This window comes from Aerophototrophica crusticola (assembly GCF_012913305.1).
GTDB lineage: Bacteria > Pseudomonadota > Alphaproteobacteria > Azospirillales > Azospirillaceae > Niveispirillum > Niveispirillum crusticola.
Genome location: NZ_CP051775.1, coordinates 3,140,853 through 3,159,098, shown reverse-complemented (window position 1 = coordinate 3,159,098; position 18,246 = coordinate 3,140,853). Strand labels below are relative to the sequence as shown.

Here is an 18,246-nt window from a genome sequence, read left to right as displayed (position 1 = left end):
CCACCTTAGGCCCGCGCGGGGCTGCAACGCCCGGGTGAACGGGCCGGTTATCCGCGCTGGACTGCAAGGGGGAAACGCCATGGCACCAGCCACAGGCCTGCCGGCCACACGCTTCGACGCCGGCTTCGCGGCCTGGACCAGCCTGCCCGGCATGTTCATAGACCAAGCGGCCAAGCTGGGGGACAAGCCCCTGCTGCGGGCCAAGCGCCAGGGGTCGTGGGAGCGACTTTCCTGGCGGGAGGTGCGGGCCCGGGTGGAGGCGGCGGCCCTGGGCCTGGCCGCCCTGGGCGTGAAGCGCGGCGACCGGGTCTGCCTGGTGGCGGAGAACCGGCCGGAATGGCTGGTGGCCGACCTGGCCATCATGGCCCTGGGCGCCATCACCGTGCCCGCCTACACCACCATCGGCACCCCGGACTATGCCCATGTCCTGCGGGACAGCGGGGCGGTGCTGGTCATCGTGTCCGGGCCCGCGCTGGGGCGGAAGGTCTTCGCGGCGGCCCATGAGGTGCCCACCTGCCGCACCCTGGTCAGCATCGGGGCGAGCAACCTGCCGTCCGACACCAAGCTGGCCGTGCTGGACTGGGACGGCATGCTGGCCGGCCGCGGCGCCCTGCCGGGGGCGGAGGGGGACGGCGCCACCCTGCTGCCCCCGCCGCCGGACATCCGCGGCACCATCGCCGACCTGGCCCTGGATGACCCCGCCTGCATCATCTATACCTCCGGCACCGGCGGCGCGCCCAAGGGGGTTGTGCTGAGCCACCGGGCGGTGCTGGCCAACTGCCGCGGCGCCGTGGACGTGATTTCCGAGATCGGCATCGGGGACGAGCTGTTCCTGTCCTGCCTGCCCCTGTCCCACGCCTATGAGCATTCCTGCGGCCAGTTCTTCCCCCTGACCATCGGGGCGGAGATCGCGTATGTGGAGGGCATCGACAAGATCGGCGCCAACCTGCAGGAGGTGAAGCCCAGCATCGTCATGGTGGTGCCGCGCCTGTGCGAGGTGGTGCAGCAGCGCATGCTGCGGGAGGTGGAGCGCCAGCCCGCCCTGAACCAGAAGATGTTCCGCCTGGCCCTGGAGCTAGGGCGGGAGCGGTACAAGCGGGGCGGGCGGCTGCCCCTGCACAAGGTGCCGCTGGACCGGCTGATGACCCGGCTGGTGCGGGAGAAGGTGCAGGCCAAGCTGGGCGGCCGGATCAAGGGGCTGATTTCCGGCGGGGCCGCCCTGAACCCGGAGGTGGGCATCTTCTTCGCCGCCTTGGGGTTTCCCCTGTTGCAGGGGTACGGGCAGACGGAAGCCGCACCCCTGATCAGCGTCAACCGCTTCAGCAACCCGCGGCATGAGACGGTGGGACCGCCGGTCCGGGGGTGCGAGGTGCGGGTGGCGCCGGACGGGGAGCTGCTGGTCCGCGGGCCCAACGTAATGCTGGGATACTGGAACGACCCGGCCAGCACCGAGCGGGCGCTGCATGACGGCTGGCTGCACACCGGCGACGTGGGGCATGTGGACGAGGGCGGGCGCATCGTCATCACCGACCGGAAGAAGGATTTGCTGGTGACCTCGGGCGGGGACAACGTCTCCCCCGCCCGCGTCGAGGGCCACCTGACCCTGGAGCCGGAGATCGCCCAGGCGGTGGTCTGCGGCGACCGGAAGCCCTATGTCACCGCCATCCTGGTGCCGGACGCGGAGATCGCCCGCGAGTGGGCCCAGCGCCGGGGCAAGCCGGAGACCCTGGCGGAGCTGGTCAAGGACCCCGACTTCCGCCGCCTGGTGTCCGACGCGGTGGACCGGGCCAACCGCGGCCTGTCGGGGGTGGAGCGCATCCGCAAGTTCACCCTGGTGGCCGACCCCTTCAGCATGGACAACGGCCTGATGACCCCCACCCTGAAGATCAAGCGCACCCTGGTGCAGGGGGCATACCGGGAGCAGGTAGAGGCGCTGTACGAGTAGGGGGCTCTTTCAACCTCACTTCTTCCAGCTTTTTTGCTTCCCCCGCAAAGGCGGGGGTCCACTGTTCCCTTATGGCGGCTGGGACGGGAAGCGGGTCAAAAACTGTGGACCCCCGCCTTCGCGGGGGAGGCAGTCGGGCCTACGGTGAGCCGATTTCTGCAACGGCACCGGATCACCACTCCACCCGACGGAACCGTCTGCCCCCCTCCGCCTGTTCCCCCAAGCGAGCTAAACAGAGGGGGCAGGCATGGATGCGGAGGTGGCGAACCGGACCCTGGCGTTCATCCGGGGGGCGTTCCTGCTGGGGTTCGCCTTCGGCGGGTTCTTCGACGGCATCCTGCTGCACCAGATCCTGCAATGGCACCACCTGCTGAGCGCGGTGGAGGGGGCGCCCTTCGACCGGTTGGAGGCGCAGGTGCTGGCGGACGGGCTGTTCCATGCCCTGATGTACGTGCTGGCCGCGGTGGGCTTGTGGCAGCTCTGGCGCGGGGCGCGGATGCCGGCGTCGCGCACGGCCCGGCTGGTGGGCTGGCTGCTGATCGGCTTCGGCGGCTGGCATATCGTGGACGCCATCGCCTTCCACTGGCTGCTGGGCATCCACCACATCCGCATGGACGGGCCGGTTTTCATGCTGGACCTGGCCTTCTTCCTGCTGGGCGTGGCCAGCGTGGGCCTGGGCTGGGTGGCCCTGACAAGGGCGCCGCCGGGCGGGGGGATCGAGATGGGCGGCCTGGTCGGGTTGACGGCCCTGGCCTTCGCCGCCGGCACCCTGGCCGCCCTGCCCCCGGCGGGGGAGCAGACACTGAAGGTGGCCTTCCCCACCGGGACCGGCACGGGCCAAGCCTATGTCATGCTGGCCGCCGCCGGGGGCACGCCGGTGGGCGGCGGCGGGGCGGGGGAGCCCTGGCTGGTCCGGGTGCCGGACGGGAACGCTGTGGCCGTGCTGCGAAAGGCGGGGGCCACGGTCAGCGCGGCGTCACCGTTCAGCTTCGGCTGCTTCGGCAGCCTGGCCGCCGTCACGGGCCTGCGCGGCGACGCGACGTGAGGTGACATAAGGAGACCTTAAGGTGACCAAAGGTGACGCTTAAGGTGACGCGTGTCACATCCCAAGTGATTGGGATGGTTGGGGAAAACGGCTTAAGGAGACAAAGGTGACCGGGGTCGGTTCATGTCACCTTAAGGGCCGGTTGCGTCAGGGGTGCTGACCTGTTGACGGCCGGGTGGGGCTGCTGGCTTGACCATGTCCAAGAACCGGGGCGCCATGGATGGCTCTCGGGTGATGGTGCCAGGATTTAGGAATTTTGTCCAGGAACTGACCTTTCCCTCTCCCTGGGGCTTGGACATTCACACATTTCTGGACGACGCCAGCTTTCGAAGCCAAATGGGGTGAGCATTTGGAGGATCGGCCTGGTCCTTCGGAGAGGTGTGTGGGGAAAACGGATTTGAACGGATCAGAACGGATTGTAACGGATAGAGTTAATGCTCAGAATACATTCTTCTATTATTGAACAATACTTATCAATCCAGAATATTCAGAAATGAGCATTCGTTATTATTCAATAGTATCCGTTCAATCCGTTTTGATCCGTTAAAATCCGTTTTCCAAACACACCTAGCCCCAGGCACCTCGTTGCCCGATTGGACAGGCTAAGCTGTTGATCCAAAAGCTTGTTGGAATTGTGTGAATGCACAAGCTCCCTGGGGAGAGGGGACGGGAGGCGTCACCCTTCGCAACGTCAGGTTCACCCGCCCACCGCCGGGGACCAGGGTGCTGCTGCCGGGCAGGATGCGGTCGATGCCGTGGTAGGCGTGGCGAGCGGGGCCGGAGAACAGCATGACGGTGCCGCTGGACACGGTGAAGCTGCGTGTGGGGTCCTTGCGGGTGGCGCCGCCCAGGCGGAAGATCGCCGTGTCGCCGAGGGAGACGTTCAGGATGGGGGCGTCGGGGTCCTGCTCATCCTCATCCCGATGCAGGCCCAGCTTGGCGGCGGGGCCGCGGTAGAGGTTGACGAGGCAGCATTCAGGGTCGGCGCGGTAGCCCGCCACCTCCCGCCAGAGGGACAGGAGCGGGTCCGGGATGGGCGGCCAGGGCTGGCCGGTCTTCAGGTGGGTGGGGCTGTAGCGGTAGCCGGACTTGTCTGCCACCCAGCCCAGGGGGCCGGCGTTGGTCATGTCGATGGAGAAGGGGCGGCCGGAGCCCGGCATGACATAGCGGTCGAAGGGGGCGACGGCGGTGATGTCGTCCACCAATGAGAGGAGTTGCGCCTGCGCGGCGCGGTCGAGGTGGTCCGGCAGCAGGGTGAAGCCGTCGATGCCGGTGCGCATGGGGTGTCCAATCCTGACTCAAGCACGGATAACGCAGTCCCAGGCACTTCTCGTCTTCCCAAAGGATGTACTGAAGCGCTGAAACAGCAGAAATCCGCCTCCGACTCGCCCGATTGCCTCCCCTGCGAAAGCAGGGGTCCACGGTTTTTGACCCGATATTCAGCGTTACTGTGGTTAAAGAACTGTGGGCCCCTGCTTTCGCAGGGGAAACAGAAAAACCAAAACTCGGATCAACTCTCCAACAATGGGATTTCGCCGAGATGGCGATCTTGGCTCTGCTTCGATTGCCTACCCCTTCACCCCAGGCACGTAGAACCCCAAGGACAGGAAGTTCTCCCTTGTGTCCTCGCTGACCCGCAGGCGGTTCTCGGTGGCGGCCTGGGCGACGCGTTCGGCGATGGTGTCGAAGCCGTCCAGGGTGCTTTCCAGGGACAGCTTGCGGCCGCCGCCCTTCAGGACCAGGTGCAGCCAGCCGTCCTTCCGGTCCTTCTTGGTGCTGTAGTATCTCAGGCTGACGTCACTCAGGTCGGCCCAGCGGATTGACCCGCCCAGGGGGCCTTCCGCCACCAGGCCCGTCTCATCCATCCAGACGCGGGTCATCTGGCGCTGCACGGTGCGGGCACCGAAGGCGCCGAACAGCAGGGCGGCGGCGGCGCAGGGCACGGCCACGACGGGGTGGGGGATGGTGATGGCGAAGGGGGCCAGCGTCAGGGCCAGCCCCGCCCCGGCCCGCAGATAATCCGCCTTCAACACGTCGGCGGGGTAACGGCCGGCTGCCATGCCCCTCATTCCTTCCCGTGGGCCTTCAGCAGGAAGGCATAGGACAGCGCCACCTCCTTCAGCTTGTCGAACCGGCCGGTGGAGCCGCCATGGCCGGCGGTCATCTCCGTCCGCAGCAGCAGCACGTTGTCGTCGGTCTTCAGGTCGCGCAGCCGGGCCACCCACTTGGCCGGCTCCCAATAAGTGACGCGGTAGTCGTTCAGGCCGGCGGTGACCAGGATGTGGGGATAGGGCCGCTTGGCCACGTTGTCATAGGGGCTGTAGGCCTTCATGGCCCGGTAGATTTCCGGGTCCGCGGGGTTGCCCCATTCCGGATAATCGCTGGCGGTCAGGGGCAGGCTTTCGTCCGACAGGGTGTTGATCACGTCCACGAAGGGCACGTGGGCCACGGCGGCCCGCCACATGCCGTCGGACGCCATGTTCAGCGCCGCCCCCATCAGGGTGCCGCCGGCGCTGCCCCCCTCGATGGAGATGTTGCCGGGGCTGGAATAGCCCTGGGCCACCAGGAACTGGGCCACGTCCAGGAAATCGTTGAAGGTGTTCAGCTTGTTGGCCAGCCGCCCGGCATCGTGCCAGGGCCGGCCCAGCTCGCTGCCGCCGCGGATATGGGCGATGGCGAAGGCGAAGCCGCGGTCCAGCAGGCTGATGCGGTTGGTGCTGAAGTTGGGGTCCATGGGGATGCTGTAGGACCCGTAGCCGTACAGGTGCAGCGGGCCCTTGCCGTCCCGCTTGAAGTCCTTGCGGTAGACGATGCTGACGGGGATGGGCGTGCCGTCCCGCGCCGGGGCCATCAGCCGCTCCGACGTGTAGAGGCTGGGGTCGTAGCCGCTGGGGATTTCCTGCACCTTGCGGGTAGCCAGGGTGCGGGCCTTCAAATCGTAGTCGAAGGTGGTGGGCGGGGTGACCAGGCTGCTGTAGCGCAGGCGCACCGTGTCCGTCTCGTACTCCGCGTTGTTCATGCCGGATACGGCGAAGACCGGGTCGGGGAAGGGGATGGTGTGGCTGCCACCGGCCGCGTCACGCACCCAGACCTGCTGGGTCCCGTCCTGCCGGCCGAAGATGACCAGCCAGTCCCGCAGGGCCAGGATGCCGGTGAAATAGGTGCGCAGGTCGCCGGGCACCACCTCCTGCCAGTTCTTCTCCGACCAGTCGGCGAGCGGCGCCTTGACCAGGCGGAAGTTGGGGTGGGTGTCGTTGGTCAGGATCCACAAATCGTCGCCCTGGTCGGCGACGCTGTACAGGTGGTCGTCCCGGCGGGGGATGACGACGCGGGGTGCGGCGTCCGGCTGGTCGGCGGGGATCAGGTGCGTCTCGCTCGCCACCAGGGTGCCGGTGCCCACCTCGATGAAGCGGCCGGACTGGGACTTGCCGATGCCCACCCACCAGGAAGGGTCCTTTTCCTCATAGACCAGGGTGGCGGCGTCTTGGCCCTTCCCGCGGGGGGTACGGTAGACGAACTTGGGGCGCTGGCTCTCATCCTTCAGCACATAGAACAGGGTGTTGCCGTCGGCCGACCACTCCACCCCGCCCGAGGTGCCCGGGATGTCCGGGCCCACCTGCTCCCCCGTCTCCAGGTCCTTGACCCTGAGGGTGAAAAGCTCCGCGCCCGTGTCGTCCACGGTATAGGCCAGGTAGCGGCCGTCGGGGCTGGGCTCCGCCACCTCCACGTCCATGAAGGGCTTGCCCTCCGCCAGCTGGTTCACGTCCAGGATGGGCGTCTCCGCCCCCTCCGGCGCGTCCAGGGGGCGGCGCAGATAGACCGGGTGGTCCTGGCCGGCGGAGAAGCGCACCTGGTACCAGAAGGCGCCGCGGCGGTAGGGCACGCCGCTGTCGTCCTGCTTCACCCGTGCCTTCAGCTCCTCGAACAGCTTCTGGCGCAGGCCCTCGCCCTCCGGGCCCAGGACCGTGTCGGTATAGGCGTTCTCGGCCTTCAGGTAGTCCAGCACCTCCTGGTCGTCCACCTGGGGATAACCCCGGTCCCGCAGCCAGTCATAGGGGTCCACCCGGGTTTCCCCATGGCTGGTGTGCTCCACGGGGGCCTGCTTGGCGTCCGGCGCGGGCGGGAAGGCGCCCTGGCGGAAGGGGGTGGCGGGCGAGGCCGTGGGGGCGCTGGTCTGCTGCATGGCGTTGTCACGCTTCTCCGGCAGGAAGGGGATGATGGCGGCTGCGGCCAATATGGCGATGGCGGCGACCAGCAACAGGGGGGCCCGGCTGCGGCCGGGTCTTGCTGTCTCAGGCATTCGGTCACGGATTCCGAAAGGTGGGACGTCCCACGACCATAGGGCAGCGGGCGGGGACTGCGCCAGTCCCGGCGGGGGTTAAGGAAACCCTTCGGACGCATCGGCGGCACGGTCGAAATGTTGGGCATCTCTGTCGAAAGTAGGTATCATGCCGTGCGAAACCCACCGGCGAGCGTCGGTGGGGTAGTGCGGGCATACCCGGGTTCCTGTCCTCGGCCGACCGGGCCGGACAGGCCGCCCTGGGGGATGGAGCAGGTGCGGGGGCGCGACCGTGGCGGATGACAGTTTCCTGTTCGCGGCGGACGGCACGCTGAAGGGCGTGCCGACGACTGTGGCGGAATCCGTCCGTCCCGCGGGCCCCCCTTGGCGCGTGCTGGTGGTGGACGACGATGAGGAGGTGCATAGCGTCACCCGCTATGCCCTGCGCAAGGTCAGTTTCCGCGACCGGCCGCTGGAACTGGTCTCAGCCCACTCCGCCGCGGAAGCCGAGGCGGTGCTGCGCGCCCGGCCCGACATGGCCCTGGTCCTGCTGGACGTGGTGATGGAAACGGAGGATGCGGGCCTGCGCCTGGTCCGCACCATCCGGGACGAGCTGAAGAACCATGCCGTCCGCATCATCCTGCGCACCGGCCAGCCCGGCCAGGCGCCGGAGGAGCGGGTGATCGTCGATTACGACATCAACGACTACAAGGCCAAGACGGAGCTGACGGCCCAGAAGCTGTTCACCACGGTGATCGCGGCCCTGCGCAGCTTCGCCGACATCACCGCCATCGAGGCCAACCGCCGGGGCCTGCGCCAGATCATCCAGGCCCCCGACCTGCGGCTGGAGGACACGAGCCTGCCCGGCTTCGCCGCCGTGGCCCTGGCCCAGATGGAGGCGCTGCTGGAAGGGCCGATCCGCGGCCTGGTCTGCACCCCGCGGGGCGCCGCCGCGGCCGGGGCGGCGCCGGCCTTCGACGTGCTGGCGTCCAGCGGCTGTCCGGGCGCGCCCGCGGGCCAGCCGGACGGGACCGCCAGCCTGGCCTGGGGCATCGGCCCCGCCGGCCCGGCGGACGACCCCCAGGCCTGGGCGGCGCTGGTGGAGGTGCTGCAGACGGGGCAAAGCCGGTTCGGCCCGGACTGGGCGGCCCTGCGGGTGCCGGTGACCGGCGCGCCGGACCTGCTGGCCTGGGTGGCGTGCGAGCGGCGGCTGACCCCCATCGACCGCAACCTGCTGGAGGTGATGGCCGCCCGCATGTCCGCCAGCGCCGGCAACATCCTGCTCTATGGCCGGCTGCGGCAGGCCAACGCCGAGCTGCGCGCCATCACCCAGACGCTGGAGGCGCGGGTGGCGGAGCGGACGCGGGAGCTGATCGAGGCGAACACCAAGCTGGAGCGGCTGGCCAGCATCGACAGCCTGACCGGCATCCTGAACCGTCGCCGCTTCATGGAGCTGGCCACGGCGGAGCGTGACCGGGCGGCGCGGTACGGGCGCACCTTCTCGGTCCTGCTGCTGGACCTGGACCATTTCAAGAATGTCAACGACAGCCACGGCCACGCCGCCGGCGACACCGCCATCCGCCAAGCGGCGGAGCTGACCGCCCGCGCCCTGCGCACCACCGACACCCTGGCCCGCTATGGCGGGGAGGAGCTGGTGGCCCTGCTGCCGGAGACGGACTTGGCCTCCGCCCACCTGGTGGCGGAGCGGGTGCGCGCCCTGATCGGCGCCACCCCGGTGGCCCACGACGCCCTGGCCATCCCGCTGACCGCCAGCCTGGGCGTGGCGGAATGGGCCGGGCCGGAGGAAACCCTGGCCGGCCTGCTGAACCGCGCCGACCAGGCCTTGTACGCCGCCAAGCAGCTTGGCCGCAACCGGGTGGAGATGGCGGTCCGCGTCGTGGCGGCGTGACCTGCCGTCGTGCCAAGGGACACGGATGACGCGGATGGTGTCCGGATGACCACGGATAGGGAACCGGACTGCGCGCCTGCGGCGCGCGGATGATGCTTGGTTTGGTGCGACGCTGGCCATTGCCATCCCCGGACATCCGGAACACATCCGTGTCATCCGTGTCCCATGGCCGCGACGCCTGGGAAGGCTGGACAAACCCACCGGACCACCCCAGTTTCCCCGCCCCAGTCCCCTGACAGGACCCGCCATGACCACGCTTCCCCGCCTGCCCCGGCCCGTCCATGCCGTGGTGTTCGACATGGACGGGTTGCTGATCGACACGGAAAGGCATGTGCGGGCGGCCACCTTCGCGGCGGCCGACTCGGTGGGCAAGCCCATGGACGAGGGGTTCTATGCCACCGTCATCGGCACCCCCTGGCCGGAGACCTGGGCCCGGCTGAAGGGCTATTTCGGGGAGCAGGGGGTGCGGGACTTCCGCGCCGCCTTCGAGGGGGAGATCAGGACGCACCTGCGGGAGATCACCCTGATGGCCGGGGTGGCGGAGCTGCTGGACCACCTTGACGCGGCCGGCCTGCCCATGGCCGTCGCCACCTCCACCGGCCGGGCCAAGGCGGTGGAGCACCTTGGCAAGGTGGGCATCCTGGAGCGTTTCCGCGTGGTGATCACCAGGGACGAGGTGCAGAACGGCAAGCCCCACCCGGAACCCTACCTGAAGGCAGCCGCGGCCCTGGGCATGGACCCGGCCCACTGCCTGGCGCTGGAGGACAGCCACAACGGCATCCGCGCCGCCCATGCCGCCGGGATGATGGCCGTGATGGTGCCGGACCTGCTGCCGGCCACGGAGGAGATCCGGGGCCTGTGCCTGCACGTGGCCGACGACCTGCACGGGGTGCGGGCGCTGCTGGCGGGGATCTAGTTTTCGCGTTCCTCAGGCGCCGGGACGGGCTTGCGGCGAGCGCAATCCCGCCCTGTCCCGTCACCCCTTCTGCCGCAACCGGCGGGTCTGGCCGATGGGCAGGGCTTCCTTGCGGTCGCAGATGACCTTCAGCACCCGCCGCTCCTCCCGCAGGCCCTTGCCCTGGGAGGCGATCTTCTCCGCCGTGGCGGGGGAGACGTCGGTGGGGGGCGGCAGGCCCTCGCGCGCCAGCAGGGCGGCGACGCTTTCCGGGGTGGCGGCCATGATCCGGCCCCGGCGCGGGCTGGCGCCCAGGGTGACGCCGATCACCTGGCCGTCGGCGGACAGGGTGGGGGCGCCGCTGGCCCCGCCCAGGGGCTCGAACTCCTTGGGGTCGCGGCCCCGCTCCGCCCAGATCAGAACCGGCTCCCGCCGGATGGTGCCCTCCACCCGCCTTCCCTTCTCCATACTGGACCAGGCGAGCAGGGAGGAGGTGGAGACGCCCGGGTTGCCGTTGGGGAAGCCCACATGGAAACCGGACGTGCCCTGGCCCGGGGTGGTGGCCAGCATGGGCAGGGGCTCCAGCGGCTCATCCGCCTCCAGCAGGGCCAGGTCCGTGGCCCAGTCCAGGCTGCGCACCCGGACGGAGCGGTAGCTGAACAGCTTGCGGTCGGACAGGAACACGGTCTTGCAGCCCTGCACCACATGGGCCGCCGTCATCACCACCCCCGTGGGGCCCACGGGGAAGGCGGAACCGCCGCCGAAGCCCGACTTGGGCTTGGCCAGCTCCACGTCCAGCTCCGCCTCCGGCAGGTGGGCGAGGTCGGGCCGGGGCTGGTCGGGGGCCGGGGCTGCCTGCCCCGGGACAACCCGCGTGTCGGCCGGGGCGGAGGCCGGGCGGCGGGCGCCGTCCAGCAGGCCCAGGGCCTGGGCCCCCAGCAGCAGGCCCAGCACCGCCAGGGCGATCCCCCCACCGATGATGCCGAGGCGAGGCATGGGCCGCTACCCGCCGATGGCGGCGGCGGTCAGGGCGGCCACCGCCAGCTTCACCGCGGCCAGGATGATGGCCGAGGCTTCCTGCCCGTCCTCGATCCGGCGGCGCAGGCCGCGCAGGGCCATGTCCGCCAGCCGCACGACGATGAGCTGCAGCACCAGGGCCACCACGCCCCACACCACCAGGTCCCACAGGTTGACGCTGGCGGCGAGGCAGGCGGCCAACGGGATGGCGATGCCCAGAAGTCCGCCGGCGCAGCTGATCGCGGCCGCGCGGTTGCCGCCGCGGATCAGCTCCATCTCCTCCATGGGCGTGATGTACATGTAGGTCCAGGCGGCCAGCGACAGCATGGCCAGCGCCGCCAGCAAGTGCGCCAGCAGCACCGGCAGGCCGGTGAGCAGCGAATCGAGTACCGCGTCCATCATCCCTCCGCGCATCTACTCGGGATGGTAAGGGAGGGGTGCCCGCGCTGGCAATGCCGGGGTTCCCCCTCCCTGGGCTCAGACCCTCACCCGGCCCATGGCCAGGCAGTCCACGTAGCGGCCGTCGCGGAAGGCGTAGGCCCGGCAGCGGCCCTCGTCGGTGAAGCCGAACTTGCGGTAGAGCGCGATGGCCGGCTCATTGTCGGCGAAGACGTGCAGCTCCACCCGGCGGATGTCCAGCCAGTTGTCGGCCGTGTCCAGCAGGGCGGCCATCAGGGCGCTGCCGATGCCGCGGCCGGCGAAGTCGTCATGCACGCCGATGCCCAGCATGGCGGCGTGGGCCCGGCGGCCCTTGCCGCGGGCCAGGTCGGCGCAGCCCACCACCTGGTCGCCGGCGCACGCGACGATGCTGGTGTCGTCGGGGTTCTTGCCTTCCAGCCAGCGCCGGGTGCCCTCCAGGCTGGGGAAGGGCACGCGCAGGGTGCCCCAGCGGAAGCGGGGCAGGTTGGCCATGGCGTTGATGGCCTCCGCGTCCGTCACGCGGGTGGCGCGCAGGGTGATGCCGGGCGGCAAGGGCCGGGCGGGGATGGGGGGTGTCGTCGCTTCCATGCTGGGCTCCTTCTCAGCCCCGGCGGGAGAGGGGAGGGGCCTGGATACGCGAAGGGCCCCGTCCGTTCCCGGCGGGGCCCTTTCGGTGTGTCGCGTGACCTTGCCTTACCGGCGCACGCCCACCCCGACCGGCCCGCCGTCGCGGGTCAGTACCAGGTGGATCTGCATCAGGGGCAAGGTCTTGCGCATGCGGTCGAGCGTGGCGGAAGCGCCGGGGCCTTGGCAACAGGCGATGGTTGCATGGGTGGGATGAGGGGGGTGGGGGGCCGCTTTTTCACGGACGGCACGGACACGCCACGGACGACACGGACAAAAAAAGGAAAGGGGAATGATGCCTGCGGCGCAACAAGGGCGCGCCGCAGGCGCAGTAAGCGTCAGTTCGGCAGATCGGCGTTTGGGCTTGGGCACCGTCCGTGTTGTCCGTGGAGTGTCCGTGTCGTCCGTGCAAACGGCTCAACCGTCCAACCGTCCGACGGCCTAAATCACCCCGACCACGCTCGCCACCGGCAACTCCCGCCCGCCGAACAGGGTCCGCAACCGGTCGGGGGTGACGGCGGCGGGGGGAAGGTCGAAGGCGATGCGGCCGGCGGACAGGCCCAGCACACGGTCGGCGAAGGCCAGGGCCTGGTCCACCTGGTGCAGGCTGACCAGCACGGCGAGGCCCCGTTCCGCCGCCAGTTCCCGCAGCAGGGCCATGACGCCGCTCGCCGTCTCCGGGTCCAGGCTGGCCACGGGTTCGTCCGCCAGCAGCAGGGCCGCGTCCTGCACCAGGGCCCGGGCAAGGGCCACTCGCTGCTGCTGCCCGCCGGACAGCCGGTCGGCCCGGGCATAGGCCTTGTCCAGCAGGCCCACCCGGTCCAGGGCGCCCAGGGCCGCCTGCCGGTCCGCGTCGGGGAAGCGGCGCAGGGCCGCCCGCCACAGGGGGATGGTGTGCAGCCGCCCGGCCAGGACGTTGTCCAGGGCCGACAGGCGGCGCAGCAGGTTGAACTGCTGGTAGACCAGGGCCACCCGCCGCCGCGCCTGGGCCAGCGGCCTGCCGGCCAGCGCCGTCAGCTCCGCCCGGTCCACGGTCACCCGGCCGCCATCCGGCGCGTCAAGCCCGGCGACGCAGCGGAACAGGGTGGTCTTGCCGGCCCCGCTGGGCCCCAGCAGGGCCACCACCTCCCCCGGGCGGACGGCCAGGTCCACCCCGGACAGGACGGGCCGGCCGCCGCGGGCCTTGTGCAGGGCATGGACGGACAGGCCGCTCATCCCAGCCTCCGCCGGATCAGGGCGCCCAGCCGGTCGATGGCGGTGACAAGGGCCAGGATGACCAGCAGGATGGCGAACACCCGGTCGAAGGCCAGCAGGTCGATGGCGGACTTCAGCTCCTGCCCCAACCCGCCGGCCCCCACCACCCCCAGCACGGTGCTGGCCCGCACGTTGAACTCCCAGACATAGAGGGCGATGCTGGCCAGGCTGGGCAGCCGGTCCGGCAACAGGGCAAACAGGGCCACCCGCGCCCGGCCCGCCCCCGCTTGGCCCAGGGCCTCCAGCGGGCCGGGGTCGGCGGACTCCAGGTCCTCCGACCACAGCTTGGCGATGCTGCCGGCGGAGTGCAGCAGCACCCCCAGCATCCCGGCAAAGGGGCCCAAGCCGACGGCGGCCACGAAGACCAGGGCGAAGATGAAGCCGTCCACCCCGCGCAGCGCGTCCAGGAAGGCCCGCACCGGCTGCCGGACCAGCGGCGACGGCGTCAGCGGCCGGGCGGCCAGCAGGGCCAGGGGCAGGGCCAGGATGCAGGCGAAGCCGGTGCCCAGCGTGCCGATGGCCAACGTCTCCCCCGCCCGCAGCATCAGGGTGGGGAAGTCGCTGAAGTCCGGCGGCCAGGCGCGGCCCAGCCACATGCCCAACCGCGGCAGCCCGGCCCACAGGCGGGACAGGCTGGCATCCACCACCCACAGGCAGGCGGCCACCAGGGCGAGGAGCAGCGCCACGCTTGCCCAAGCCGTGGCGGGCCAGGGCCGCGGCAGCTCGATGTACCGGCCGGAGGCGGGGTCGTGGACGGGGGTCATGGGGTCGGCTTCAAGGGATGTGGGGCGTCGGCAAGATTGACCGTTTTCCCGGCGAAGGACTCTGGGCGCTGAATCAAGGACGAATCCTCGTGACAGGCACGACTGCTTCCCCCGCGGAGGCGGGGGCCCACGGTTCTTGACCCGGCTTGCCCCGTCCATGTCGTTGAAAAACAGTGGACCCCCGCCTTCGCGGGGGAAACACAAAAAGCTTCCGTCTCGGTCGACTCAGCGCCTTTCGGCCTCCGCCGGGATGACGACCATTGGGTAGGGGATGACCAGTGTGGCCCCCCTCACGATGCCGGCTTCAGCTTGCCCACGGCGATGCCGGCGTCCTCGATCACCTTGTAGCTGGCATGGTCGGCGGGGACCCAGCCGGTGTAGTGGGGCGGCAGCAGGGTCTTGGCCTGGTCCTCCGTGATCGACGTGGCGGCGTCGCGGATGGCCGCCACGGTGGCGGGGTCCAGGCCCTTGCGGACGGCCAGGGCGTCGTTGGGCAGGGGGTCGCTGGTCCAGACCACCTTCACCTGGTCCGGCTTGATCAGGCCCTTGTCCAGCATGGCCCGCATGTTGCGGTCATAGTCGGTGGCCAGGTCCACTTGGCCGTTGGCCACGGCGATCTGGTTGGCCGGGTGGCTCGCCCCCTCCCGGTACTTGAAGAAGGCCTTGGGGTCGATGCCGCGGGCCTTGAACCAGTGGGTCGGCACCAGCCAGCCGCTGGTGGAGCCCACGTCGGCGAAGGAGATGCTGAGGCCCTTGGCGTCGTCCGGCCATTTCTGGATCGTCAGGTCCGGCCGGCCGACGATGATGGCGTGGTAGGTGGGCTTGCCGTCATATGTCACGGTGGCGACGGCCTGCGCGGCGCCCTGGTTGTTGGCCAGCACGTATCCCCACGGGCCCATCCAGGCGGCATCCACCGTGCCCGCCCCCAACGCCACGGCGATGCCGGCCCAATCGGTGGTGACCGTCAGCTCATAGGGGCGGCCCAGCCTGTCGGCGATGTGCTTGAAGAAGGGTTCGTACGCCTTGCGGGTGTCGCCCGGGGTGGGCTGGAAGGGCCCCACGGCAAAGCGCAAGGGTTCGGTGTTCGTGGCCGCCCCCGCCGCCATGGCGCCGACGGAGGCGGCCCAGGTGGAAAGGGTCACGAGCAGGGCGGCGACCAGGGTCTTCAGCATCATGGGTCCTGTCGGGGGTGGGCGACGCAGCAACAGTGGCGCTAGCGCGGGGAGCCTCAAGTCACAATCCCGTCAGGGCCATCCCGAAACGGGGTGACAGGGAAGGGTACCCGCCCCATCCTTGTCGCCATGAACGAACCTTCCCCCTGCTGGCCCCTGATCCGTGCCGACGGCCCCGTGCTGGTCTTCGGCGGGCCCTATTCGAACCTCCACGCCACCCAGGCCCTGTGGGCGGAGGCGGAGCGGCTGGGCATCCCGCCGTCCCGCACCATCTGCACCGGCGACGTGGTGGCCTATGGCGCCCATCCCGCGGAGACGGTGGCCCTGGTCCGGGCCTGGGGCATCCCCGTCGTGGCGGGGAACGTGGAGGAAAGCCTGGGCGCCGGGGCGGATGACTGCGGCTGCGGCTTCGCCGAGGGCACGGCCTGCGACCTGGCCTCCGTCCGCTGGTACCGGCACGCGGACAGGGCGCTGGGGCGAGGGGAGCGGGCCTGGATGCGGGACCTGCCGGGGCGGATCGACCTGGAGGTGGGGGGCAAGCGGCTGGCCGTGGTCCATGGGGCCCCCAGCGCGGTGAACCGGTTCCTGTTCCCGTCCGCCGGGGATGGGGAACTGGCGGCGGAGATCGCCCTGACCGGCTGCGACGGGGTGGTCGCCGGCCATTCCGGCATCCCCTTCACCCGGATCGTCGATGGGCGGGTCTGGCACAATGCCGGGGTGGTGGGCATGCCGGCGGATGACGGGACGCCGGAGGTCTGGTTTTCCCTGCTCGTTCCGGAAGCGGGCGGGTTGCGGCTGGAGCACCGGCGCCTGTCCTATGACTGGCGCGCCGCCCAGGCCGCGATGCGGGCGGCGGACCTGCCGGAAGGTTATGCCGCCGCGCTGGGGACGGGCATCTGGCCCAGCGACGACATCCTGCCGCCCATGGAACGATCCGTGCGCGGAATGAGGTGGGAGCCGGAGAGCATCCTCCTTGGCTGAGCGTGCCTGGGTCGGCGTGGCCGGTGTTGATCCCCCGGGCCGACAGCGGAAGGAGCCCCGGATGGATGCGCGGGCCTGCCGCCTCAGCAGCCTGGACCTGGCGAAGGGACTGGCCATCACCCTGATGGTGGTGGACCATGTGGGCAACTTCCTGTTCCCGGAGGCGGAATGGCTGCGCGTGCTGGGGCGCGGGGCCTTCCCCATCTTCGCCTTCCTGGCCGGGTTCCTGCCGGCCCGGGCGTTTCCATGGCGCATCCTGGTCGCCGGCCTTGTGTTGCAGCCCGTGCTGGGGGTGCTGGACGGCTGGTGGCTGCCCTTCAACGTGCTGGTGCCGCTGGCCCTGTGGCGGGCGCTGCTGTCCCAGCCGCAGGCAGAGGCTTTCCTGGCGGACACGTCGCGGCTGGTGCCCCTGGCGGTCGTCTGCCTGGTTCTGGCCCCCGTCACCGGGGCGGTGCTGGAGTATGGCACGGCGGGCCTGATGTTCGGCGCCCTGGGCGTGGCCTGCCGGCAGGGGCGCCGGACGGAGCCGGGGACGCTGATGGGCCTGGTGGTGGCCCTGGCCGGCCATATGGTGCTGCAGGCCACCGGCTTCGGCCTGGGCTGGGCAGGTGCCCTGGCCGTGCTGGCCGTGCTGCTGCCCGTCATGGTGATGCTGGCCAGCCTGGAGCGGCGCTGCGTGGAGACCACCCTGCCGGGGGTGATCCTGGCCCCCATCCGCCTGCTGGCCCGGCACAGCCTGTGGGTCTATGCGGTACATCTGCCGATGCTGATGGTGGTGCGGGACTGGCTGGGGCCTTGATGTCGGGCGGAGGGGATTTTTCACGGACAGGCACGGACGTTCCACGGACGGACACGGACCGGACCTTTCACGGCAAGTCTTGTCAGCAATCTTTCGGGGGGATGCCTGCGGCGCGAGGTTGGCCGGCGGCAAGGTCCGTGTCCGTCCGTGGCGTGTCCGTGCCGTCCGTGCAAGGCGGCCCCTCCCCCGGATCAGGCGACGGTGGTTGACCACCAGGGCGGGCGTGCTATCTGCGGGGAGTGATTCCGAGAGGGGTGGTCATGGAGCCGGGTTTGGCAGGGTGGCAGTTGGCGCTGCTGGTGCACGGGGTGCTGGCGCTGATCGGGCTGTGGCCCGCGCTCAGGCTGCTGGAACGGGCGGGCCTGCCCAGGGGCTGGGCCCTGTCGCTGGCCGTGCCCGTGCTGGGCTGGCCGGCCTTCGCCACCCTGCTCGCCTTCAAGGCCTGGCCGACCCTGCCCCCGCGGGAGGAGAAGCTGCACCCGCGGGAGCGGATGAGGCGGGAACGGGCGGCCATGGCCGCGAAGCAGGGGGGCTGAGCCATGCCGCGCTATGGTGACCTGGTGGAGATGCTGGGCTTCATGCCGCCCTGGGCCTCCACCCTTGTGGCGGTCCTGGCCATCACCTGGACGGCCTGCATGGCGGGCATCGTGCTGGGCAAGACGGGGCGCAACCCCTTGTGGGCGCTGCTGGTCTTCCTGTTCTTCCCGCTGCTGACGGCGGGGCTGTGGTTCCTGGCGCTGACGCCCTGGCCGCGGCAGCAGCCGAAGCCGTGAGCGGGCACCCCTACCTGGACGCGGCCCGCCCCGTGCCCTTCGCCCACCGGGGCGGCGGGCTGGAGGCGGCGGAGAACACCCTGGCCGCCTTCGCCCATGCGGTGCGGCTGGGCTACCGGTACATCGAGACGGACGTGCACGCCACGCGCGACGGCGTGCTGCTGGTGTTCCATGACGACCGGCTGGAGCGGCTGACCGGCCTGCCCGGCTGCCCCGGCGACCATCGCTGGGCGGAGCTGAAGGCCGCCAAGGTGCAGGGCGGGGAGGGCATCCCCCTGTTCGACGCCCTGCTGGAAAGCTTCCCCGACACCCGCTTCAACATCGACCCCAAGACCGACGCCGCGGCCGAGGCCCTGGCCACGGCGCTGG

General features: G+C 70.4%; 17 protein-coding genes and 1 pseudogene. 9 read left to right on the top strand and 9 right to left on the bottom strand.

Annotated elements, in window-relative coordinates:
• The first annotated feature begins 79 nt into the window (after window positions 1-79).
• Both HHL28_RS15430 and HHL28_RS18860 read left to right on the top strand, forming a co-directional pair.
• Window positions 80-1,945, top strand: a complete 1,866-nt coding sequence (locus HHL28_RS15430) for an AMP-dependent synthetase/ligase (RefSeq protein ID WP_075771746.1) — start codon at window positions 80-82, stop codon at window positions 1,943-1,945.
• Window positions 1,946-2,192: 247 nt separating this feature from the next.
• Entirely contained in the window at window positions 2,193-2,990 is a 798-nt protein-coding gene (locus tag HHL28_RS18860; RefSeq protein ID WP_075771747.1) for a DUF2243 domain-containing protein, read from the top strand.
• 602 nt (window positions 2,991-3,592) lie between these two features.
• Here the strand turns inward: HHL28_RS18860 and HHL28_RS15420 are convergent.
• The 3 genes from HHL28_RS15420 to HHL28_RS15410 all read right to left on the bottom strand — a co-directional run bounded on the left by HHL28_RS15420 (window position 3,593) and on the right by HHL28_RS15410 (window position 7,290).
• Window positions 3,593-4,270, bottom strand: coding sequence for an alpha-ketoglutarate-dependent dioxygenase AlkB family protein (locus HHL28_RS15420; RefSeq protein ID WP_083699201.1), 678 nt, complete (start codon window positions 4,268-4,270; stop codon window positions 3,593-3,595).
• Window positions 4,271-4,558: 288 nt separating this feature from the next.
• Window positions 4,559-5,050: a hypothetical protein gene (locus HHL28_RS15415; RefSeq protein WP_404325918.1), complete on the bottom strand. Its 492-nt coding sequence runs from the start codon at window positions 5,048-5,050 to the stop codon at window positions 4,559-4,561.
• A 5-nt stretch (window positions 5,051-5,055) separates the two neighbouring features.
• A complete protein-coding gene (locus HHL28_RS15410; RefSeq protein ID WP_404325917.1) occupies window positions 5,056-7,290 on the bottom strand; it encodes a S9 family peptidase in 2,235 nt (744 codons plus the stop codon).
• A gap of 271 nt (window positions 7,291-7,561) precedes the next feature.
• Between HHL28_RS15410 and HHL28_RS15405 the strand changes: the two genes are divergently transcribed.
• Both HHL28_RS15405 and HHL28_RS15400 read left to right on the top strand, forming a co-directional pair.
• A complete protein-coding gene (locus tag HHL28_RS15405) occupies window positions 7,562-9,178 on the top strand; it encodes a diguanylate cyclase (RefSeq protein ID WP_075771749.1) in 1,617 nt (538 codons plus the stop codon).
• 247 nt (window positions 9,179-9,425) lie between these two features.
• Entirely contained in the window at window positions 9,426-10,094 is a 669-nt protein-coding gene (locus tag HHL28_RS15400; protein ID WP_075771750.1) for an HAD family hydrolase, read from the top strand.
• Window positions 10,095-10,154: 60 nt separating this feature from the next.
• Here the strand turns inward: HHL28_RS15400 and HHL28_RS15395 are convergent, their stop codons facing one another.
• The 6 genes from HHL28_RS15395 to HHL28_RS15370 form a co-directional block, all read right to left on the bottom strand.
• Window positions 10,155-11,069: a S1 family peptidase gene (locus tag HHL28_RS15395; protein ID WP_075771751.1), complete on the bottom strand. Its 915-nt coding sequence runs from the start codon at window positions 11,067-11,069 to the stop codon at window positions 10,155-10,157.
• A 6-nt stretch (window positions 11,070-11,075) separates the two neighbouring features.
• Window positions 11,076-11,489, bottom strand: coding sequence for a DUF350 domain-containing protein (locus HHL28_RS15390; RefSeq protein ID WP_404325914.1), 414 nt, complete (start codon window positions 11,487-11,489; stop codon window positions 11,076-11,078).
• 78 nt (window positions 11,490-11,567) lie between these two features.
• Window positions 11,568-12,098, bottom strand: a complete 531-nt coding sequence (locus HHL28_RS15385) for a GNAT family N-acetyltransferase (protein WP_075771753.1) — start codon at window positions 12,096-12,098, stop codon at window positions 11,568-11,570.
• A 477-nt stretch (window positions 12,099-12,575) separates the two neighbouring features.
• Window positions 12,576-13,349, bottom strand: coding sequence for a phosphonate ABC transporter ATP-binding protein (gene phnC, locus HHL28_RS15380; RefSeq protein WP_075771754.1), 774 nt, complete (start codon window positions 13,347-13,349; stop codon window positions 12,576-12,578).
• Window positions 13,346-14,152: a phosphonate ABC transporter, permease protein PhnE gene (gene phnE / locus HHL28_RS15375; RefSeq protein ID WP_083699202.1), complete on the bottom strand. Its 807-nt coding sequence runs from the start codon at window positions 14,150-14,152 to the stop codon at window positions 13,346-13,348. The genes phnC and phnE overlap by 4 nt, the downstream gene beginning before the upstream one ends.
• A gap of 290 nt (window positions 14,153-14,442) precedes the next feature.
• Entirely contained in the window at window positions 14,443-15,327 is an 885-nt protein-coding gene (locus HHL28_RS15370) for a phosphate/phosphite/phosphonate ABC transporter substrate-binding protein (protein ID WP_404325912.1), read from the bottom strand.
• 126 nt (window positions 15,328-15,453) lie between these two features.
• Here HHL28_RS15370 and HHL28_RS15365 point away from each other — a divergent pair, with 126 nt between their 5' ends.
• The 5 genes and pseudogenes from HHL28_RS15365 to HHL28_RS18855 all read left to right on the top strand — a co-directional run.
• Window positions 15,454-16,305: a metallophosphoesterase family protein gene (locus HHL28_RS15365; protein WP_075771756.1), complete on the top strand. Its 852-nt coding sequence runs from the start codon at window positions 15,454-15,456 to the stop codon at window positions 16,303-16,305.
• A 61-nt stretch (window positions 16,306-16,366) separates the two neighbouring features.
• On the top strand, window positions 16,367-17,104 hold the full coding sequence (locus HHL28_RS15360; protein ID WP_075771757.1) for a TraX family protein: 738 nt from the start codon (window positions 16,367-16,369) through the stop codon (window positions 17,102-17,104).
• Window positions 17,105-17,364: 260 nt separating this feature from the next.
• Window positions 17,365-17,640, top strand: coding sequence for a hypothetical protein (locus HHL28_RS15355; RefSeq protein WP_169655412.1), 276 nt, complete (start codon window positions 17,365-17,367; stop codon window positions 17,638-17,640).
• A gap of 3 nt (window positions 17,641-17,643) precedes the next feature.
• The gene (locus HHL28_RS15350; RefSeq protein WP_075771759.1) at window positions 17,644-17,877 is read left to right on the top strand and encodes a hypothetical protein; all 234 of its coding nucleotides are present in this window, start codon (window positions 17,644-17,646) and stop codon (window positions 17,875-17,877) included.
• Window positions 17,781-18,230, top strand: a pseudogene (locus HHL28_RS18855) (glycerophosphodiester phosphodiesterase family protein); the annotation flags it as partial. The gene HHL28_RS15350 and the pseudogene HHL28_RS18855, both read left to right, overlap by 97 nt.
• Between the last annotated feature and the right edge of the window lie 16 nt (window positions 18,231-18,246).

Coding starts and splice junctions, on each gene's coding strand:
- HHL28_RS15430 (WP_075771746.1), top strand. CDS start 80: ATGGCACCAGCCACAGGCCTGCCGGCCACACGCTTCGACGCCGGCTTC.
- HHL28_RS18860 (WP_075771747.1), top strand. CDS start 2,193: ATGGATGCGGAGGTGGCGAACCGGACCCTGGCGTTCATCCGGGGGGCG.
- HHL28_RS15420 (WP_083699201.1), bottom strand. CDS start 4,270: ATGCGCACCGGCATCGACGGCTTCACCCTGCTGCCGGACCACCTCGAC.
- HHL28_RS15415 (WP_404325918.1), bottom strand. CDS start 5,050: ATGGCAGCCGGCCGTTACCCCGCCGACGTGTTGAAGGCGGATTATCTG.
- HHL28_RS15410 (WP_404325917.1), bottom strand. CDS start 7,290: ATGCCTGAGACAGCAAGACCCGGCCGCAGCCGGGCCCCCCTGTTGCTG.
- HHL28_RS15400 (WP_075771750.1), top strand. CDS start 9,426: ATGACCACGCTTCCCCGCCTGCCCCGGCCCGTCCATGCCGTGGTGTTC.
- HHL28_RS15395 (WP_075771751.1), bottom strand. CDS start 11,069: ATGCCTCGCCTCGGCATCATCGGTGGGGGGATCGCCCTGGCGGTGCTG.
- HHL28_RS15390 (WP_404325914.1), bottom strand. CDS start 11,489: ATGGACGCGGTACTCGATTCGCTGCTCACCGGCCTGCCGGTGCTGCTG.
- HHL28_RS15385 (WP_075771753.1), bottom strand. CDS start 12,098: ATGGAAGCGACGACACCCCCCATCCCCGCCCGGCCCTTGCCGCCCGGC.
- phnC (WP_075771754.1), bottom strand. CDS start 13,349: ATGAGCGGCCTGTCCGTCCATGCCCTGCACAAGGCCCGCGGCGGCCGG.
- phnE (WP_083699202.1), bottom strand. CDS start 14,152: ATGACCCCCGTCCACGACCCCGCCTCCGGCCGGTACATCGAGCTGCCG.
- HHL28_RS15370 (WP_404325912.1), bottom strand. CDS start 15,327: ATGATGCTGAAGACCCTGGTCGCCGCCCTGCTCGTGACCCTTTCCACC.
- HHL28_RS15365 (WP_075771756.1), top strand. CDS start 15,454: ATGAACGAACCTTCCCCCTGCTGGCCCCTGATCCGTGCCGACGGCCCC.
- HHL28_RS15360 (WP_075771757.1), top strand. CDS start 16,367: ATGGATGCGCGGGCCTGCCGCCTCAGCAGCCTGGACCTGGCGAAGGGA.
- HHL28_RS15355 (WP_169655412.1), top strand. CDS start 17,365: ATGGAGCCGGGTTTGGCAGGGTGGCAGTTGGCGCTGCTGGTGCACGGG.
- HHL28_RS15350 (WP_075771759.1), top strand. CDS start 17,644: ATGCCGCGCTATGGTGACCTGGTGGAGATGCTGGGCTTCATGCCGCCC.